The sequence below is a fragment of the Paracoccus rhizosphaerae genome (assembly GCF_026162645.1).
Classification (GTDB): domain Bacteria; phylum Pseudomonadota; class Alphaproteobacteria; order Rhodobacterales; family Rhodobacteraceae; genus Paracoccus; species Paracoccus rhizosphaerae.
On sequence record NZ_JAOTBE010000040.1, the window covers coordinates 15,513 to 33,090 of the forward strand.

Sequence of the window (17,578 nt, forward strand, 5' to 3'; positions counted from 1 at the left end):
GCCCGGACGCAGATCAACAGGGGGTCTTCATGACAGCCATCATCGACATCTTCGCCCGAGAGATCCTCGACAGCCGCGGCAATCCGACCGTCGAGGTCGACGTTACGCTGGAAGACGGTACCATGGGCCGCGCCGCCGTCCCCTCCGGCGCCTCGACCGGGGCGCATGAGGCCGTCGAGAAGCGCGATGGCGACAAGTCGCGCTACATGGGCAAGGGCGTTCTCGAGGCCGTGGCCGCCGTCAACGGCGAGCTGGCCGAGAACCTGGTGGGCGAAGACGCGACCGAACAGCGCGCGATCGATGCGATGATGTGCGAACTGGACGGCACCCCGAACAAGGGCCGGCTTGGCGCCAACGCGATCCTCGGCGTGTCTATGGCAGTGGCCAAGGCCGCGGCCGAGGCGACGGGCCAGCCGCTCTATCGCTACGTCGGGGGAACGGCCGCGCGCATCCTGCCGGTGCCGATGATGAACATCATCAACGGCGGCGAACATGCCGACAACCCGATCGACATCCAGGAGTTCATGATCATGCCGGTCGCGGCGGAGAACATCCGCGAAGCCGTCCGCATGGGGTCCGAGATCTTCCACACGCTGAAGAAAGAGCTGTCCGCCGCCGGCCTCTCGACCGGGATCGGTGACGAGGGCGGCTTTGCGCCGAACCTGTCAAGCACGCGTGACGCGCTGGACTTCATCCTGAAGGCCATCGAGAAGGCCGGCTACAAGCCCGGCGACGACATCATGCTGGCGCTGGACTGCGCGTCCACCGAATACTTCAAGGGCGGCAAGTACGAGATGGCTGGTGAGGGCAAGTCCCTTTCCCCGGCCGAGAACGTCGATTACCTGGCCGCGCTATGCGATGCTTATCCGATCCTGTCGATCGAGGATGGTTGCGCCGAGGACGACTGGGACGGCTGGAAGATGCTGACCGACAAGCTGGGCAGCCGTGTGCAGCTGGTCGGCGACGACCTGTTCGTGACGAACCCCGCCCGCCTTGCGCAGGGAATCGAAAAGGGCTGCGGCAACAGCCTGCTGGTCAAGGTCAATCAGATCGGGACGCTGTCCGAAACGCTGGACGCGGTGCGCATGGCCGACCGCGCGGGCTTCACCAGCGTCATGTCCCACCGGTCCGGTGAGACCGAGGACGCGACCATCGCCGACCTCGCCGTCGCCACGAACTGCGGTCAGATCAAGACCGGCAGCCTTGCGCGTTCGGACCGCCTGGCGAAGTACAACCAGCTGATCCGCATCGAGGAGATGCTGGGTGCCACGGCCGAGTTCGCTGGCCGCAGCATCCTGCGCTGAAAGACTGCGCGGCCGCGAAATCGGCCGCGCTTATTCCGGCCCGACCAGGGGCCCCGAATGCACCATCTCTGCCAGGGTCGACAACGCTTCGGCCAGCCGAGCCCGCTCCATCCGGCAGTTGAGCGCGATCCTGACGGCCTCCACGGGTACTTCACGCCCCGGCGCGGCGGCAGCAAAATCGCCTGCCGGCCGGACGATCACCCCCGCCAACGCCGCGCGCGACACCAGATCATCGGCCTTCCACGGCTGCGGCAGGGGCAGCCACAGCATCGGCACGCCGGGCCGGCTGACGGGGGCCAGTCCGTCCAGCAGGCTGAGCGCAAGCAGGCGGCGATCCTCGACGACGGTCAGGATCTCGCTCCCGATGCGCGCAGCCTCTCCGCTTTCCAGCAGGCGCAGCGACAGCGCGGTGATCGGCAGGGACAGCCCCATGTGACTGTGCTGCGCCGCGACGCGCCCGGCCTGCCCCATCCCCTGGGGACAGATCAGCATCCCGAAGCGCAATCCCGCCGCGATGATCTTTGAAAAGCTGGACACGTGCCAAACCCGCTCGGGCGCCATCATCCGCAGGCTGGGCGCGCCCGCGGCGTCGGGGCTGGGGGCATAGCATTCGTCCTCGATGATCTGCAGATCGTGCCGGCGCGCGACCTCGACGATGCCCGCCTTGCGGTCGGCGCTCATGCTTGCCAGGGTCGGATTCTGCGCCGAGGGCGTCAGGCAGACGAGGCGCGCGCCCGACCTGCGGGCGACACGGTCCAGATCCTCGGGGATCATGCCCTGATCGTCCAACGCGACGGGCAGCGTCTCGGCCCGCATCAGCCGCGCGGCATGGCGCATGCCGGGATAGGTCAGCGCCTCGGCCATGACCTTGGCGGGCTGATCCGCCAGGCACAGCCCCATGACCAGCGTGATGGCGTGCTGGCCGCCATGGGTCAGCACCAGATCCTCGGTCGTCACCTCGCCCAGCTGGCGCCCCTGCAACCAGCTGACGGCCGCGCGCCGGCAGTCGGCATCGCGGCTGAGAGAGGTATAGTCCAGGATCGCCGCGCCCATCTGGGTGGCGATGGCGGCCAGATGGCTGCCGATCCGCGCGGCCTGACCGCAGTCCGGCAGCTGCGGGATGCGCAGGTCGGCCAACCCTTCGGCCCTCCAGCCCCCGTCCAGCGCTTCATACAGTAGCGGCTGCGGCGCAGGGCGCTTGGCGGGTGGCGCGGCGACGAAGCTGCCGCGGCCGACATGGCTCTCGACCACGCCTTCGGCGGCGGCGACCTGATAGGCGCGCGCGACGGTGCCGGTGGTGACCTTCAGCCGCCAAGCCAGTTCCCGCATTGGCGGCAGGCGCGTTCCGGGCGCCAGTTCGCCCGAGCGCGCCGCCTCGCGCAGGGCATTGGCGAGCACGCGAAATTTCGGCCCCTGCTGCCGGCTGAGGTCGGGCTGCCAGTCGTCGATCCGCATCTGCCGTCCCCCGGTTGTGAACTGTCTGTGACAGAAGTGGTAATGCCGCCGGTCAGCCAGCACAATCGCCCGCGTGACTGCGCTGCCGGCCGCCGGCGGGCCGAGCAGTAAAATTACCCGGCGGAATGTCGCTCGGCTCTCGACAGGCTGGCATGGGGGGCTAAACTGCGGCCCATGCAGGGCGGGCACTTGTGGGCCGAGGGGGCCAACCCGACCCGAGCGGAGGAACAAAGATGAAGAAAGACAAAGCTCTGGACCGGCGGTCCTTCCTGACGCGCGCGTCGGTGGGTGGCGCGGCTGCCGCGGCAGGCAGTGTGCTTGCCGCCCCGGCCATCGCGCAGGAAAGTCCGCAGATCAACTGGCGCCTTGCGTCGAGCTTCCCCAAGTCGCTCGACACGATCTATGGCGGCGCCGAAGAGCTGTCGACCCGGCTGTCCGAGGCCACCGACGGGCGTTTCCAGATCCAGGTCTTCTCGGCCGGCGAAATCGTACCGGGGCTGGATGCAATCAATGCGACGACCGACGGCACTGTCGAATGCAGCCATTCGGTAGGGTATTACAATTGGGGCAAGGACCCGGCCTTCGCCTGTGGCGCCGACCTGCCCTTCACCTTCTCGGCCCGAGCCAAGAACGCCTACAACTATCAGGGCGGCGGGATCGAGAACTACAACACCTTCCTCGAAAAGTACGACCTCGTCAGCTATCCGGGCGGGAACACCGGCGTGCAGATGGGCGGCTGGTACCGCAAGGAGATCGCGTCGCTTGCGGACCTTCAGGGCCTCAAGATGCGTATCTCGGGTTTGGCGGGCCGGGTCGTCGAGAAGCTGGGCGTCGTGCCGCAGCAGATCGCCGGCGGCGACATCTATCCCTCGCTCGAACGTGGCACGATCGATGCGGCGGAATGGGTCGGCCCCTATGACGACAGCAAGCTGGGCTTCCAGAAGGTTGCCCCCTATTACTATTACCCCGGTTTCTGGGAAGGCGGCCCGACGGTCAGCTTCTTCGTGAACAGGGGCCAGTGGGACAACCTGCCTGAAAACTACAAGTCGCTGTTCCGCACCGCCGCGCAGGCGACCGACCAGAACATGCTGGCGAAGTATGACTATCTGAACCCGGCAGCCCTGAAAGAGCTGGTCGGATCGGGTGCGCAGCTGCGCTCCTTCAACGAAGAGATCCTGACCGCCGCCTTTGCCGCCGCGAACGAGGTCTATGCCGAGATCTCGGCCGAGAACGAGTCGTTCAAGACCCAGTACGAGGCGATGCGTCAGTTCCGCGACGACTGGTACCTGTACCAGCAGACCGCCGAATATACGTTCGACACGTTCATGATGATCCAGCAGCGCAACGGCGCCCTGAACCCGGCCGGCTGATCCGGCCCGCCGCCGCGGCCCGTCCGCGGCGGCATCCTGCAGCGCCCCATTGGCTGCTGCATTTTCCACGAACTAAAACCGTATCTGCCGGTATCGCCGGCCGATCCCCCATGTGTGGATCTTGCAAAGCCTTTCAGGCGTTTCCATATTGGAAGGCATGGGGTTGCCGGATTTGGGACCCCTTGGCACCAACAGTCGCTTCAAGTCAAAGGGCTGATATGACGAAGATTTCCTTGGGTTCACATCCCTACTTGCTGGGTTTCGATCAGCTTGAACGTTTGGTCGAACGCGCCGCGAAGGGGGCCGAGGGCTATCCGCCCTACAATATCGAACACCTGCCCCCTGACGCCTTCCGGATCACCTTGGCCGTCGCCGGATTTTCGGACGACGATCTGGCGATTACCACCGAAGACCGTCAGCTTGTGATCCGCGGTCGAATGCCCGGCGCCGACGAGAGCCGCGTCTTCCTTCATCGCGGCATCGCGTCCCGCGCCTTTCAGCGCAGCTTCGTGCTGGCAGATGGCGTCGAGGTCGTCTCGGCCGGAATGGAGAATGGACTGCTGCATATCGATCTGCGCCGCACGGCACCTCAGCAGGTCGTCAAGACCATCCCGATCAGCCGCAAGGAGGGGATTGTAAATGAATAGCAAATTCGATTTTGGAGACGCATCTGACGGGCCCACCGTCTATATTCGCGAGGTCGCGACCGACACTTTGCCGCAGGACCTGCAGGACCAGTTGCCGGGGGTCACCACCATGTATGCGCTGCACGACGCCGAGGGCGAACGACTGGCTCTGGTCCGCGACCGTCGCATGGCGTTTGTCCTGGCCCGCCAGAACGAGCTTCAGCCCGTCAGCGTTCACTGAGGCGCAAAGCGGATGAACGCAAAGGCCTGACCATCGGGCGACCAGCAGGGCACATTCAGCGTGCCCTGACCGCCGAACAGATCAATGAGCTTGCGCCTGTCCGACCCGTCCGGCCGCATGATCCACAACGACACGTCGCGATCCCTTGGGTGCCCCTCGGTGCCCGGTTGATAGGCCAGGTAGACGACATGCCGACCGCAGGGCGACGGGTGCGGGAACCAGTTGACGTTGTCGTCGCGGAAGACCGGCTCGGCCGCCGATCCGTCGCACCGCATTCGCCAGATCTGCGCCTGGCCCGTCAGGTCGGAGTTGAACCAGATCCATTGCCCGCAGGCCGAAAAATCAGGCCCGTCATGATGGGCGTCATTCGGGGTCAGCACGACCTCATCCCGACCGTCGTTATCCGAGGTCGCGATACGGACCACCCGATCACCGCGTGCGCAGGCATAAGCGATCCGATTGCCATGAGCCGCGTGCCACCAACTTGGGCGCGCCGTCGCCAGCGCACCGACGCTTCGCCCGTTCCAGACATGCATGCCCGCGCCGGTGCCATCGTGCGAGGAAAAGACGATGCGCCCGTCAGGCAGGAAACCATGGTCGTTGTTGCAGCGATCGTCATGCGCCATGTCGATCATGGACAAGCCCTGATCGTCGGCCCGCCACAGACGCCCCCCACCGTTGACGAGGAACCATCCGTCGGGGTGCCAGTTCGGCGCCTCGATCAGCATCGGGCTGCGCAGGACGACGCGACACTTGCCGGTCGCAATCTCCAGCACTTCGAGCGATGAGCGCCAGTTGTCTGTCATCGCATCCCCGCTTGGACGGGCGCGGCCGCGTGGGCCGCGCCGTTTTCCTACTCAGCTAAGGCCGATCAGCCCCATGCCTTCCAGCTTCAGAAGCACCTGATGGGCAGCGCCGTCGACGTCGATATCCGTCGTATCCAGACGTAGCTCGGGCGTCTTCGGCTCTTCGTAGGGATCCGAGATGCCGGTGAACTCCTTGATCTTGCCCTCACGCGCCAGCTTGTAGAGGCCCTTGCGGTCACGGCGCTCGCACTCCTCCAGCGGCGTAGCGACGTGAACCTCGACAAAGGCGCCTCCGGCCTCGATCATCTCGCGCACCGCGCGGCGGGTCGCAGTATAAGGCGCGATGGGTGCGCAGATCGCGATGCCACCGTTCTTGGTGATCTCGGACGCGACATAGCCGATGCGCTTGATGTTGATGTCGCGGTGCTCCTTGCTGAACCCGAGCTCGGACGACAGGTGTTTACGGACCACGTCGCCGTCCAGCAGAGTGACCGGGCGGCCGCCCATCTCCATCAGCTTGACCATCAGCGCGTTCGCCACCGTAGACTTGCCGCTGCCCGACAGGCCGGTGAAGAACACGGTGAAGCCCTGCTTGGCGCGCGGGGGCGAGTTGCGGCGCAGTTCCTGCACAACCTCGGGGAAGCTGAACCACTCGGGGATCTCCAGCCCCTCGCGCAGGCGGCGGCGAAGCTCGGTGCCCGAGATGTTGAGGACAGTCACGCCTTCTTCGATCTCGTCGGCGGGCTCGTACTGGGCGCGCTCCTGCACATAGACCATGTGCTTGAAGTCTACCATCTCGACGCCGATCTCGTCCTGGTGCTGCCGGAACAGGTCCTGCGCGTCATAGGGGCCATAGAAGTCCTCGCCCGCGCTGTTCTTGCCGGGGCCGGCGTGATCGCGGCCGACGATGAAGTGCGTGGCGCCGTGGTTCTTGCGGATCAGGCCGTGCCAGACGGCCTCGCGCGGGCCGGCCATGCGCATCGCCAGGTTCAAAAGCGACAGAGTCGTCGTGGCCGAGGGATACTTGTCCAGAACCGCCTCATAGCAGCGGACGCGGGTGAAGTGGTCGACGTCGCCGGGCTTCGTCATGCCGACGACCGGATGGATCATCAGGTTGGCCTGCGCTTCGCGGGCGGCGCGGAACGTCAGCTCCTGGTGGGCGCGGTGCAGCGGGTTGCGGGTCTGGAAGACAACCACGCGCTGCCAGTTCAGCTTCTTGAACATCGCGCGCAATTCGTTCGGCGTGTTGCGGCGCGCGCGGAAATCGTAATGCGTCGGCGCCTGCAGGCCCTTGATCGGGCCGCCCAGATAGACGGGGCCCGCGACGTTGTGCAGATAGTTGACGGCCGGGTGGGCGACGTCATCGGCGCCGAAAACCTTTTCGGCTTCAAGCGATTTGTTCGGCGTCCACTTGTCGGTGACTGACATGATCGCCAGAATCACGCCTTCCTGGTCACGGAGCGCGATGTCCGTTCCCGGCTCCAGCCCCTCGGCGAACTTCTCGCTGACGTCCAGGTTGATCGGCATCGGCCACAGCGCGCCCGAAGTCAGACGCATGTCATTGACGACACCATCATAGTCCGCCTGCGTCAGGAAACCCTTCAGCGGGTTGAAGCCGCCGTTCATCAGCAGCTCCAGGTCGCACAGCTGGCGCGGCGTCAGGTCCCAGCTGGGCATCGCGCCCGCTTCGTCCTTCAGCGCAGCCGCGGCGTCGGCCGAGACATAGAGTTCGGGGATCGGGGTCTGATTCGGGTGGGTCATGGACAAGCCTGGTCGTTGCAGGGGTATCGGGGCAACACGCCATCCGGGCGGACGCGTGGTTCGCGGGACGCATAGCGGCGTTGAAAGCGATATTCAAGTCTGGGAAAACGCTTTTTGCAGTGGTGTCGCCCGCGCGATCCTCAGGCGCCGCAGCGGGGTCCATCTTCCCGCCGCGGCGACCATATCAGTGGATCGCTGCCACCAGCTGTTCGGGTGCGGTTTCGACGCCGTCCTGCGCGGCGAGGAAATGCCCGGCATCCAGTGCGGCCATGCAGCCCATGCCTGCGCTGGTGATCGCCTGACGATAGATGTGGTCCGTCAGGTCGCCTGCCGCGAAGACGCCGGGGATCGAGGTGCGGGTGCTGCCCGCCTCGACCTTCACGTAGCCGCCGTCATGCAGTTCCAGTTGACCGGCCACAAGTTCACTGGCGGGAGCATGGCCGATCGCGACGAACACGCCGTCGGCCTTGATCTCGCGCGTCGAATTGTCGTTGACATTGCGCAGGATGGCGCCGGTGACCCCCATGGGCGTGTCAACGCCGACCACCTCGCCCAGGGCGTGGTTCCAGACGACCTCGACCTTGGGGTGGTTCAACAGGCGGTTCTGCAGGATCTTCTCGGCCCGCAGAGTGTCGCGGCGGTGGACCAGGGTCACCTTGCTGGCGAAGCGGGTCAGGAACAGCGCCTCCTCGACAGCGGTGTTGCCGCCACCGATCACGACGACTTCGCGGTTGCGATAGAAGAAGCCATCACAGGTGGCGCAAGCGCTGACGCCGAAGCCCTTGAACTTCTCCTCGGACGGCAGACCCAGCCAGCGCGCCTGAGCGCCAGTGGCCAAGATCACCGCGTCGGCGGTGACGACACGGCCGCTGTCGCAGACGGCGGTGAAGGGGCGTTTCTGCAGATCCAGCCTGGTCACCAGATCGGTCACGATCTCGGCGCCCATGGCCGCGGCATGTGCCTCCATTTTCACCATCAGTTCCGGACCTTGGATCTCGGTCTCGCCCGGCCAGTTCTCGACCTCGGTCGTGATCGTCAGCTGGCCGCCGGGCTGCATCCCCTGGATCAGCATCGGCTCCAGCATCGCACGGGCGGCATAGACGGCGGCGGTATAGCCGGCGGGCCCCGACCCGACGATCAAAAGTTTCACATGGCTGCGTTCGCTCATCTTGCGCCCCTTTCGCGGTTTGTGCATGAGGTAATCCCTCGGGCGTCCGACTGCAACGCATGGCCGTGCAGCGCTGTCGCAGGATCTGGAAAGAATGTTGCGCAGGATGTGCGCCCGTTGTAGTTTCCGGCAACGCCTCGACCAAACAGAAGAAAGACAGATATGGCTGGCGCCAAACTCGACGATATCGACCGCAAGATCCTGGCTGAACTTCAGGCCGATGGCCGGATGACGAATGTCGAACTTGCGCGCCGCGTCGGCATCTCGGCCCCGCCGTGCCTGCGTCGTGTCCGCACGCTGGAAGAACTGGGGTATATCCGCGGATACCACGCCGACATCAACGCGCGAGAGTTGGGGTTCGAGGTTCAGGTTTTTGCCATGGTGCGCCTGGCGTCGCAGTCGGAACGCGATCTGACAGCCTTCGAGGCGCTGGTCCAAGGTTGGCCTCTGGTCCGCGAATGTCACATGCTGAACGGCGAGATCGACTTCATCCTGAAATGCGTCTCGCCCGACCTGTCGACGTTCCAGCGGTTTCTGACGAACAGCCTGACGGCCGCGCCGAACGTGGCGTCGGTCAAGACTTCGCTGGTCATCAGGGGCGCCAAGGATGAACCGACGATCCCCTTCGAGGTCGTCGAGGAGCGTGTCCGCGAGGCAGGCTGACCGCCCGCGATGCTGACACCAGCCACCGTCACGGATGACAGGCCCGCCTTGGGACGGCTTCGAATCGCAGCGCGGTCGGTCCTGCTGCTCTGGGCGGTGGCCAGTGTCGTCGCGACAGGCTGGGTCCTGTCGCACCACCCATTCGTCAACCCGCTGGTCCAGCGCAGCGCGGCCGAGGCGCGGGTTGCGCTCTCGACCGCCGTCGCCCGCCAGGTCAGCCTTGATTGGCTGGTCCCGCGGCTGCAGGCGGCGGTTGCCGAGGATGACATGCGGCGGGTGACGTTGCTAAGCGATCTTGCCAGCGATCATAGCATCGTGCTCCCCGCTGGCCTGCAGCGGCAGGTCACCGAGGCGATGGCCGCGCACGAAAGCTGGCGGGCGACAATCTCCGACTGCCGCCTGTGCATCAGCGACGTGGCGCGCTGTCCCAGCCTGTCGCTGGTGGCGGCCTGCACCCTGCCCTTCGAATTGTCGCCCGCAGGTGACGCCGCGGCGCTGGCCCGGCAAGGCGGCAACCTGATCACCGGAGCCGAGATCGACGAGGTCGAGGCCGCTTTGGCCGGTATCGGGCTTGCCGCCACGATCTCGACAGTCCTCACGGCCGGCAGCAGCCTGACCGTGAAGGGTGCCGCGACGGTTCTGCGGGTTGCGCGGCGCGCGGATGCCCTATCCCCCGGTCTACGCCGCGCCCTGCGCGAAGCGGCACGCGGCCCGGCACCCGCTGCCACCTTGGGGGCGATGGCCGTCGACATCCGCCATCTGGCGGCACGAACGTCGAACGCCGAGGTACTGTCGCTGTTGCGCCATGCCGACAACCCTCGGGACCTGCGCGCTCTCACCCGCTTGTCGGACGCGGCGGGCACAGACACCGGCCGAACGCTTGAGGTGTTGGGCAAGGCTCGCAGCCTACGGCTGCTGAGCCGCATCAGCGATCTTGCCTTGGTTGCCATGGGCCTTGTCGCGCTGGTGCTGGGCCAACTTGCGGTCATGGCTGGCGCCGTGGTGAAGCTGTGGCTGCGCAGCCTGCTGCGTCAGAGGGAAATGGCGCTGATCAGGCGACCGTAATCCACCTGCCCTTCGTGCGTGGCGCGACGATAGCTGAAGAACCGCTGCGGGTCGGAATAGGTGCAATGCCGCGACCATTCGGCCTCGACACCGGCGTCCCGCAGCCGCTTCAAGCCGAAGCCCGGCAGGTCGAACATTGGCCTGCCTCGAGGGCCTCCGCTGAAGAAGCGTTCCGACTCAGGATCTTCGGCCAGGAAGTTATCCATGAACTCGTCCCCGACCTCATAGGCCTGCTGGCTGATCGTGGGGCCGATAACCGCGCGCACGTCCTTGGCGCCCAGGTTGCGCATGGCGTCCACCGTGGCCTCGATCACGCCATCAATGGCACCGCGCCAGCCTGCGTGGCAGGCGCCCACGACGCCCGCCTTGGGGTCCGCCAGCAATATCGGCTGGCAATCCGCAGTCAGCACAGCGACTGCGACGTCGCGGCGCGCGGTTACAAGGCCGTCGGCCTGAACATCGCGGATTTCCGCGATGTCATCGTCTTCCGTCAGCGTGACGACCTTGGCCGAATGCACCTGCTTGACGGTGGCAAGGTGGTCCATCGGGACACCCATGGCGCTGGCGACCCTGGCGCGATTGACCTGCACCATGTCGGTCTGGTCGGTGGATCGCCGCCCGCAGTTCAACCCCGCAAACAGGCCCGAAGACGCGCCGCCCTTGCGGGTGAAGAACCCGTGCTTCACATCTGCCAGAAGCGGGTGGGTCAGGATTTCAAGCGTCGTCTGCATGAGCCTCCAGCGCCGTGAAACCGGGGACGGCGGGCGCCCCCTTCGGCCAGATCGCGATTGCCTTGAACAGGTGACCCATTTCCGCGGGGTCGGTCAAGCGGTGAAGCGCCTGCGCCGCTGCGGCGTCGCCAGCCGCCGTCAGCTTTGCGGCGCGGGCCTCGGCCCCCAGTGCTCGCAACCAGTCGCCCTGACGCTGCGGTGCCGAGACCTGCGCACCCGCCCGCATGGCCGCGGCGGCCAGAGGCGCGAAGTCCACATGGGCGGTCAGGTCGGCCTCTCCAGGATGGGCCAGCGGGTCTTCTGGGGTGTGGTGGCGCAATGCCTGAAATGTGTCGCCATAGCCGTTCCAGCCGCCGTAATCGATGAGGATGGCCGCACCGCCGTACCTTGCAATACGTCGCGCCACTGCCTCGACGAAGGCGGCGCCTTCCGGGCAATCCTCTACGATGTCGCCCGGTCGGCCAGCGCGCGGCAGCGCCACCGGTTCCCCAAGGCCGATCCGCAATTTACCGTCGGTCAGTCCGACCATGCGTTCTCGCCAACCCTCGACTGTCATCTGGAACTGCCGGATAGGCAAGGCGTCGATGAACTCATTACCAATTAGAAACAGCGGCTTATACCCAACATCGTCGACGGTTTTGAGGTGCCGGACGGCACCCAGCCTTTTCCGCTGAACCTGCCGCAGGTGCGCCGAAGCTTCGATCAGCGCGACATCCGTCGCGTCCTCCATTCCCGGCACGATCCGGATCGCGCGCAGAATGTCTGCCATCAGGGTGCCACGGCCGGGACCCGGCTCGGCCAAAGTAAAGGGTGCGGGACGGCCCTGATCCATCCACGCCTGCGCTAGCGCCAGCCCGCAGAGTTCGCCGAACATCTGGTGGATCTCGGGCGCAGTGGTGAAGTCACCTGCAGCGCCGAACGGATCGCGGGTCGCATAATAGCCGTGCCGACTGTCAAGCAGGCAGATCTGCATGTAGTCAGCGATGCTGATCGGCCCCGTTGCGCGGATGCGCGCAGCGATGATCTGCGCCAGCGGCGTCATGCAGCCACGCGCGGCCGCGACCGTGCGCGCCAGATCAGCGCCAATCCGATCAGCACCATCGGCAGCGACAGCAGCTGGCCCATCGTCAGCCCGACCAGCGGCCCGCCGACAACATGGCCAAGCGGGTTGTCAGGGGTGATGAACTGCGCGTCGGCCACACGGAACAGCTCGACGAACATGCGCGCCAGCCCATAGCCGGCCAGGAAGACGCCAAAGGCCAGCCCTGGCCGCCGCAAGCCCCCCGCCCGCACCAGCGCCCACAGGATCAACCCCAGCAACAGGCCTTCGAGGCCGGCCTCGTAAAGTTGGCTGGGATGGCGGGCACACAGCCCCTCGACGCCGGGGCAGGCCTGCGCGGCCTCGCCTGGGAAGATGACGCTCCAAGGCAGGTCCGTCGGACGGCCCCAAAGCTCAGCGTTGATGAAATTGGCGATGCGGCCGAAGAACAGCCCGATCGGCGCCACGACCGCAAGCGCATCCGCCAGCCGCATCACGGGCACACCGTTCCGCCGCGCCCAGAGCCACGTCGCGACGATCACCCCGGCAAAACCGCCGTGAAAGCTCATCCCGCCCTGCCAGACCTTGATGATCTCGGTCGGGTTCGACAGGTAGTAGGCAGGCTCGTAGAACAGGACAAACCCCAGCCGCCCGCCCAGGATCACGCCGAGGATCACCCAGGTCAGCAGGTCGTCGACGCTGTCGGGAGCGGTGGGCGCCGTGCCACCCCAGATCGCGGGACGCCGCATCATGGCGACGATCAGCCGCCAACCGATGATCAGCCCCGCCATGTAGGCCAGCGCATACCAGCGCAGCGACAGCGAGAAGCCACCGAGGTTGATCGTGAAGATCTCGGGGGCGATGTCGGGAAACGGTATCATGGGGCCTCGGGGCTGCGGTTCGCGCGCACGCTAGCCGCCCAACCGGTCGTGTCAACATTGAACCCGGACGCTCGCCGGACCATATAGGGACGGACACAGGACAAGGGGCCACCGATGACCACGCAGAACCGTTTCTTCGACGACATGTCCAAGCTGATGACCAATGCCATGGGCGTGGCCCACGGCGCCCGCACCGAGGCCGAGAACGCCATGAAGGGATGGGTCGACCGCTGGCTGGCCGATCGCGACTTCGTCACCCGCGAAGAATTCGAGGCCGTGCGAGAGATGGCGATCAAGGCCCGCACCGAAAACAGCGAGCTGAAGGCCCGTCTGGACGCGATCGAAGCTTCGCGTCAGGGCGACTGATCAGGCGTCGTCCGGCTGACCAGGGTGCCGGCGCTGTCATAGAGAAGCACTTCGGCCTCGTCGGTGACGACGACGATCCAGTCGCGGGCGAAGGTGACGGCAGCGGCTGTCGCGCCGTCGGGCAGCGCGATGCTGTCGGGCAGTTCCGGCAGCACAGGCTGGTTCAGCCGCAGCCACAGCATCGCCACCACCGCGACCATCCCCAGCCCCATCACCAGCGTCAGTCCCGTGACCAGCGCTTTCAGGAAGCGCAGTTCCGGGACCGTCCTTGCCGCAACCTTCCAGTCGGTGTCATCTTCCGCCATGTCGAACCTGTCCGTGATCATCCCGGCGAACCCGCCCGACCGACTTGATAAGGCGCTTGCGATGGCGGTGCCAGAGGAGGCGGCCCTGTCGCGCTCCCGCTTGGCGCGGCTGATCATTGAAGGCGCCGTCACGGGGCCCGACGGCCCCGCCCGCGACGTCAGGGCGCGTGTGGCCGAGGGGCAGGAATACCGGATCACTCTAGCTCCGCCGGAAGAGGTCGAGACGCGTCCCGAAGCGATCCCGCTCGTCATCGCCTACGAGGACGATGACCTGATCGTGATCGACAAACCGGCGGGGATGGTCGTCCATCCAGCCCCCGGCAGCCCGTCGGGGACGCTCGTGAACGCGCTTCTGGCGCATTGCGGCGATTCGCTGTCTGGCATCGGCGGTGAGAAGCGCCCCGGGATCGTTCACCGGATCGACAAGGACACCTCCGGCTTGCTGGTCGTCGCCAAATCCGACCGCGCGCACCACGGCCTGGCGGCGCAGTTCGAGGCCCATACCGCCAGCCGCCGCTATCTGGCGCTGGCACATGGCATCATCGACGGCGCCGATCCGCGTCTGCGCGGGACCCCCGGTGTCGCCTTCGAGAGTGACGGCGTCCTGCGGATCACGACAAAACTGGCCCGGCACGCGACGGACCGCCAGAAGCAGGCGGTCTATTTCGACAAGGGCCGCCACGCCGTCACCCGGGCCCGGATGATCAGGTCCTTTGGCAATCCGCCTGCCATCATGCTGGTGGAATGCCGGCTGGAGACCGGGCGGACCCATCAGATCAGGGTGCACATGGCGCATGCGGGTCTGGGGCTGGTCGGCGATCCGGTCTATGGCGGGTCGCGCCGCGCATCAGTCAAAGCACTAGGGGCTGCGGCGGATCTGGTGCAGGGCTTTGCCAGACAGGCGCTGCACGCGGCCCATCTTGGCTTCACACACCCTGTGTCGGGGCGGGCACTGGCCTTCGACAGCGTGCTGCCCGCCGACATGCAAGCCCTTTTGGAGACACTGGAAAGGACCGTGCCATCCTCTTGACGCGGCCGCCGCGCGACCACATTTAATACCGCAGCCACACGCGCCCGGACCATCTCGTCCGCGCCGCGGTGGTTTCGCCTGCGACAACCTGTACCGGAACCGGCCGGACAAAGCTGGCGTTGGGCGAACTCTGCGAAAGGCTTTCACCATGGCGACATATGGAAATCTGCCCGCCCCCAGTCCCGAACAGGGCCTGAACCGCTATCTGCAAGAGATCCGCAAGTTCCCGCTGTTGGAACCGGAAGAAGAATACATGCTGGCCAAGGCCTGGGCCGACCATGAGGACAGCGAGGCCGCCCACAAGCTGGTGACCAGCCACCTGCGCCTGGCCGCCAAGATCGCGATGGGCTATCGCGGCTATGGCCTGCCCCAAGCCGAGGTGATCAGTGAGGCCAATGTCGGCCTGATGCAGGCGGTCAAGCGCTTTGACCCGGAACGCGGCTTCCGCCTGGCGACCTATGCGATGTGGTGGATTCGCGCCTCGATCCAGGAGTACATCCTGCGATCCTGGTCCCTTGTGAAAATGGGCACGACCAGCGCGCAGAAGAAGCTGTTCTTCAACCTCCGCAAGGCCAAGTCCAAAATCGGCGCGCTGGAAGAAGGCGATCTGCGCCCGGAAAATGTCGCCCAGATCGCCACCGAGCTGAACGTGACCGAGCAAGAGGTCATCGACATGAACCGCCGCCTGTCTGGCGGTGATGCGTCCTTGAATGCGCAGGTAGGGTCCGGCGACGGAGAATCTGCAGCACAATGGCAGGACTGGCTGGAGGACACCGACGCCAATCAGGCCGAGGCCTATGCCGAGACCGAGGAACTGGACACCCGTCGTGGCATGCTGGTGGCCGCGATGGACGTCCTGAACGACCGCGAACGCGACATCCTCATGGAGCGTCGCCTGCGCGATGATCCGATGACACTCGAGGATCTCTCGTCGCGCTACAACGTCTCGCGCGAACGGATCCGCCAGATCGAGGTGCGCGCCTTCGAGAAGCTGCAGGACCGGATGCGCATCTTGGCGCGTGAAAAAGGCATGCGGATCGCCGAAGCGGTCGATTGACGCCCTACTGACTGCCGCGCCGCATTGACCCGATGCGGTGCGTCGCTATGGTCGCGGAAACCGCCCCTTCCATCCCGGACCATGCCTCCGCCATGACAGCCCTGACCGAATTTCAGCGTCTTGAGGCGCAGGGCGTCTGGCGCGAGACGCCGGAGACGCGTCAGCGCGAGGTGATCGTCTCGCTCGGGGAAGCGACCCTGACGTTGATGGACCCCCGGACCGACAAGCCGCTGTCGCACTGGTCGCTTCCGGCGGTGACGCGCCTCAACCCGGGACGGACGCCTGCCCTCTACACCCCCAGCACCGGCGAGCCTGATGAAACGGTCGAGATCGACGACCCGCTGATGATCGAGGCGATCGAGCGGGTCCAGCGCGCCATCGCCACCCACCGCGCCAAGCCGCGCAGGCTGCGTGGTGCGGCGACGGTGCTGGCGGTCCTGCTGATGCTTGTGGGCCTGATCTTCTGGCTGCCCGACGCGTTGGTGCGCCATGCCGCGCAAATCGCTCCGCCCGCGCAGAAACGGACGATCGGACTGGCCGTTCTGTCCGATATGGAGGCCGCCGCCGGGCCCGTCTGCCGCCGTGTCTCGGGTCAGCAGGTGCTGGACTGGTTCACGCCGCCCTTTGTGGGGGCGGACAGTCTTGTGCAGGTCGTCCCGGGGCCGCTGAACGGCGCGCGGCGCCTGCCGGGCGACCTTTACGTGCTGGGCGAAGATCTTCTGGCGGCTTCCCCCGGGCCCGAGGCCGCTGCCGGTCACCTGCTGTCGGCGCGGCTTGCACAAGATGACGACCAAGTCACCCTGGACGCGCTTCGCCACGCGGGCCTCATGACCGCACTGCGGCTGATGACCTTGGGAACGCTGCCGCAAGGCGCGATGAAGGGCTATGGCGAGTCGCTGCTGGCCCAACCCCTGCCCCGCCCTGACTTGGCGGTTTTGCCCGCAGCCTTTGCCGAACGTGATCTGTCGACCGAGCCATTCGCCCGCAGCATCGACCCGACCGGGACGACGGTTCTACCGCTGATCGAGGCGGATCCCACCCGCGCCGGCACCCCGGCCAGAGATCTGCTGACTGACGAACAATGGCTGGCATTGCAGCAGATCTGCGCCGGTTGAACGGATTGGCCTTACCGGCAGCACTTCCGCCAATAGCAACCTCAAGGGGAGGCTGTTGAAACGCCCGCCATCCTCATGGTTGAATGGCATCCGTCGCCAGCCGTTGTCTTCCCGCCGCAGTCTCTTAACGCTGAAGTTGTCGACCAGAAGCCCGACACGGCTTTTTTTCAGCGTTGCCATTGATCGCTTGGATGTCGGCGATCGCGTGAAGGACCACGCGCCTTCGAAAGGCAGCCTTGTGCTTGAACCGGACCCGCAGCGCCCGGACGGCAGCAAGGTGCGTCTGAGCCCGGACGCAGTCGTAGCGCCGAAGGACGGATGACACTTCGAATTGATTGCCGTTGACGTTGCCCCAAATTTTATCGAGGGTGAGCGAGATTTCGGGTTTGAGTTTTGCCTGTTCGGGCGGGTTGGGCAACGGGGGGCTGGCACGGAGCTTTGCCGATTGCGCAGACGGGAGTGCGGGCGTTCAGTGTTGTACAACTCAATCACAGAACGCCCACAGGACTGATGAGCGTGAGCTTCTTTAACCGTGGCATCCGTGGGCGGGTCGACGGGTTTATGTCCAGGCGGTCGTTGAGAAGGCCAGCCAGCC

At 65.8% G+C, this 17,578-nt stretch carries 19 protein-coding genes; 11 read left to right on the plus strand and 8 right to left on the minus strand.

All coding sequences use genetic code 11. The annotated features are described in order from the left end of the window. Positions 1-29: 29 nt before the first annotated feature. Positions 30-1,304: a phosphopyruvate hydratase gene (gene eno, locus OC184_RS13465; RefSeq protein WP_265507699.1), complete on the plus strand. Its 1,275-nt coding sequence runs from the start codon at positions 30-32 to the stop codon at positions 1,302-1,304. A gap of 30 nt (positions 1,305-1,334) precedes the next feature. Here the strand turns inward: eno and OC184_RS13470 are convergent, their stop codons facing one another. After that, a complete protein-coding gene (locus OC184_RS13470) occupies positions 1,335-2,759 on the minus strand; it encodes an aminotransferase-like domain-containing protein (RefSeq protein WP_265507700.1) in 1,425 nt (474 codons plus the stop codon). 251 nt (positions 2,760-3,010) lie between these two features. On the opposite strand from OC184_RS13470, the gene OC184_RS13475 reads away from it, so the two are divergent. From OC184_RS13475 to OC184_RS13485, 3 genes are all read left to right on the plus strand, one after another. Continuing rightward, positions 3,011-4,129 carry a TRAP transporter substrate-binding protein gene (locus OC184_RS13475; protein WP_265507717.1) on the plus strand — a complete coding sequence of 373 codons (1,119 nt, stop codon included), beginning with the start codon at positions 3,011-3,013 and terminating at the stop codon, positions 4,127-4,129. A 218-nt stretch (positions 4,130-4,347) separates the two neighbouring features. Next, positions 4,348-4,776, plus strand: coding sequence for an Hsp20 family protein (locus OC184_RS13480; RefSeq protein WP_265507701.1), 429 nt, complete (start codon positions 4,348-4,350; stop codon positions 4,774-4,776). After that, complete coding sequence (locus OC184_RS13485; RefSeq protein ID WP_265507702.1) at positions 4,769-4,996, plus strand: DUF1150 family protein; 228 nt, start codon at positions 4,769-4,771, stop codon at positions 4,994-4,996. Before OC184_RS13480 ends, OC184_RS13485 begins: the two co-directional genes overlap by 8 nt. Here the strand turns inward: OC184_RS13485 and OC184_RS13490 are convergent. The 3 genes from OC184_RS13490 to trxB form a co-directional block, all read right to left on the minus strand. Further along, positions 4,990-5,802, minus strand: coding sequence for a TolB family protein (locus OC184_RS13490; RefSeq protein WP_265507703.1), 813 nt, complete (start codon positions 5,800-5,802; stop codon positions 4,990-4,992). The genes OC184_RS13485 and OC184_RS13490 overlap by 7 nt on opposite strands. 51 nt (positions 5,803-5,853) lie before the next feature. After that, on the minus strand, positions 5,854-7,563 hold the full coding sequence (locus tag OC184_RS13495) for a bifunctional sulfate adenylyltransferase/adenylylsulfate kinase (protein WP_265507704.1): 1,710 nt from the start codon (positions 7,561-7,563) through the stop codon (positions 5,854-5,856). A 184-nt stretch (positions 7,564-7,747) separates the two neighbouring features. Continuing rightward, a complete protein-coding gene (gene trxB, locus OC184_RS13500) occupies positions 7,748-8,731 on the minus strand; it encodes a thioredoxin-disulfide reductase (protein ID WP_265507705.1) in 984 nt (327 codons plus the stop codon). Between the two features lie 162 nt (positions 8,732-8,893). On the opposite strand from trxB, the gene OC184_RS13505 reads away from it, so the two are divergent. Together OC184_RS13505 and OC184_RS13510 are read left to right on the plus strand one after the other, a co-directional pair. Beyond that, the gene (locus tag OC184_RS13505; RefSeq protein ID WP_265507706.1) at positions 8,894-9,394 is read left to right on the plus strand and encodes an Lrp/AsnC family transcriptional regulator; all 501 of its coding nucleotides are present in this window, start codon (positions 8,894-8,896) and stop codon (positions 9,392-9,394) included. Positions 9,395-9,403: 9 nt separating this feature from the next. Further along, entirely contained in the window at positions 9,404-10,459 is a 1,056-nt protein-coding gene (locus OC184_RS13510; RefSeq protein ID WP_265507707.1) for a hypothetical protein, read from the plus strand. Here OC184_RS13510 and pgeF read toward each other — a convergent pair. Genes pgeF through lgt form a run of 3 tightly spaced genes read right to left on the minus strand, consistent with a single transcriptional unit; the run spans position 10,426 to position 13,110 of the window. After that, positions 10,426-11,190, minus strand: coding sequence for a peptidoglycan editing factor PgeF (pgeF, locus tag OC184_RS13515; RefSeq protein ID WP_265507708.1), 765 nt, complete (start codon positions 11,188-11,190; stop codon positions 10,426-10,428). The genes OC184_RS13510 and pgeF overlap by 34 nt on opposite strands. Beyond that, complete coding sequence (locus OC184_RS13520; protein WP_265507709.1) at positions 11,174-12,232, minus strand: class I SAM-dependent methyltransferase; 1,059 nt, start codon at positions 12,230-12,232, stop codon at positions 11,174-11,176. Before OC184_RS13520 ends, pgeF begins: the two co-directional genes overlap by 17 nt. Next, positions 12,229-13,110, minus strand: a complete 882-nt coding sequence (lgt, locus tag OC184_RS13525) for a prolipoprotein diacylglyceryl transferase (RefSeq protein WP_265507710.1) — start codon at positions 13,108-13,110, stop codon at positions 12,229-12,231. The genes OC184_RS13520 and lgt overlap by 4 nt, the downstream gene beginning before the upstream one ends. Positions 13,111-13,224: 114 nt before the next feature. Between lgt and OC184_RS13530 the strand changes: the two genes are divergently transcribed. Continuing rightward, positions 13,225-13,476, plus strand: a complete 252-nt coding sequence (locus OC184_RS13530; RefSeq protein ID WP_265507711.1) for an accessory factor UbiK family protein — start codon at positions 13,225-13,227, stop codon at positions 13,474-13,476. Here OC184_RS13530 and OC184_RS13535 read toward each other — a convergent pair. Next, positions 13,464-13,781, minus strand: coding sequence for a DUF6476 family protein (locus OC184_RS13535; RefSeq protein ID WP_265507712.1), 318 nt, complete (start codon positions 13,779-13,781; stop codon positions 13,464-13,466). The genes OC184_RS13530 and OC184_RS13535 overlap by 13 nt on opposite strands. Here OC184_RS13535 and OC184_RS13540 point away from each other — a divergent pair. The 4 genes from OC184_RS13540 to OC184_RS13555 all read left to right on the plus strand — a co-directional run bounded on the left by OC184_RS13540 (position 13,780) and on the right by OC184_RS13555 (position 17,305). Then, entirely contained in the window at positions 13,780-14,811 is a 1,032-nt protein-coding gene (locus tag OC184_RS13540) for an RluA family pseudouridine synthase (RefSeq protein ID WP_265507713.1), read from the plus strand. The two genes, OC184_RS13535 and OC184_RS13540, sit on opposite strands and share 2 nt — an antisense overlap. Positions 14,812-14,959: 148 nt before the next feature. Then, entirely contained in the window at positions 14,960-15,868 is a 909-nt protein-coding gene (gene rpoH / locus OC184_RS13545; protein WP_265507714.1) for an RNA polymerase sigma factor RpoH, read from the plus strand. Positions 15,869-15,960: 92 nt separating this feature from the next. After that, positions 15,961-16,983 carry a hypothetical protein gene (locus tag OC184_RS13550; protein ID WP_265507715.1) on the plus strand — a complete coding sequence of 341 codons (1,023 nt, stop codon included), beginning with the start codon at positions 15,961-15,963 and terminating at the stop codon, positions 16,981-16,983. A 55-nt stretch (positions 16,984-17,038) separates the two neighbouring features. Next, entirely contained in the window at positions 17,039-17,305 is a 267-nt protein-coding gene (locus OC184_RS13555) for a hypothetical protein (protein WP_265507716.1), read from the plus strand. The last annotated feature ends 273 nt before the right edge of the window (positions 17,306-17,578 follow it).

Coding starts and splice junctions, on each gene's coding strand:
- eno (WP_265507699.1), top strand. CDS start 30: ATGACAGCCATCATCGACATCTTCGCCCGAGAGATCCTCGACAGCCGC.
- OC184_RS13470 (WP_265507700.1), bottom strand. CDS start 2,759: ATGCGGATCGACGACTGGCAGCCCGACCTCAGCCGGCAGCAGGGGCCG.
- OC184_RS13480 (WP_265507701.1), top strand. CDS start 4,348: ATGACGAAGATTTCCTTGGGTTCACATCCCTACTTGCTGGGTTTCGAT.
- OC184_RS13485 (WP_265507702.1), top strand. CDS start 4,769: ATGAATAGCAAATTCGATTTTGGAGACGCATCTGACGGGCCCACCGTC.
- OC184_RS13490 (WP_265507703.1), bottom strand. CDS start 5,802: ATGACAGACAACTGGCGCTCATCGCTCGAAGTGCTGGAGATTGCGACC.
- OC184_RS13495 (WP_265507704.1), bottom strand. CDS start 7,563: ATGACCCACCCGAATCAGACCCCGATCCCCGAACTCTATGTCTCGGCC.
- trxB (WP_265507705.1), bottom strand. CDS start 8,731: ATGAGCGAACGCAGCCATGTGAAACTTTTGATCGTCGGGTCGGGGCCC.
- OC184_RS13505 (WP_265507706.1), top strand. CDS start 8,894: ATGGCTGGCGCCAAACTCGACGATATCGACCGCAAGATCCTGGCTGAA.
- OC184_RS13510 (WP_265507707.1), top strand. CDS start 9,404: ATGCTGACACCAGCCACCGTCACGGATGACAGGCCCGCCTTGGGACGG.
- pgeF (WP_265507708.1), bottom strand. CDS start 11,190: ATGCAGACGACGCTTGAAATCCTGACCCACCCGCTTCTGGCAGATGTG.
- OC184_RS13520 (WP_265507709.1), bottom strand. CDS start 12,232: ATGACGCCGCTGGCGCAGATCATCGCTGCGCGCATCCGCGCAACGGGG.
- lgt (WP_265507710.1), bottom strand. CDS start 13,110: ATGATACCGTTTCCCGACATCGCCCCCGAGATCTTCACGATCAACCTC.
- OC184_RS13530 (WP_265507711.1), top strand. CDS start 13,225: ATGACCACGCAGAACCGTTTCTTCGACGACATGTCCAAGCTGATGACC.
- OC184_RS13540 (WP_265507713.1), top strand. CDS start 13,780: ATGTCGAACCTGTCCGTGATCATCCCGGCGAACCCGCCCGACCGACTT.
- OC184_RS13535 (WP_265507712.1), bottom strand. CDS start 13,781: ATGGCGGAAGATGACACCGACTGGAAGGTTGCGGCAAGGACGGTCCCG.
- rpoH (WP_265507714.1), top strand. CDS start 14,960: ATGGCGACATATGGAAATCTGCCCGCCCCCAGTCCCGAACAGGGCCTG.
- OC184_RS13550 (WP_265507715.1), top strand. CDS start 15,961: ATGACAGCCCTGACCGAATTTCAGCGTCTTGAGGCGCAGGGCGTCTGG.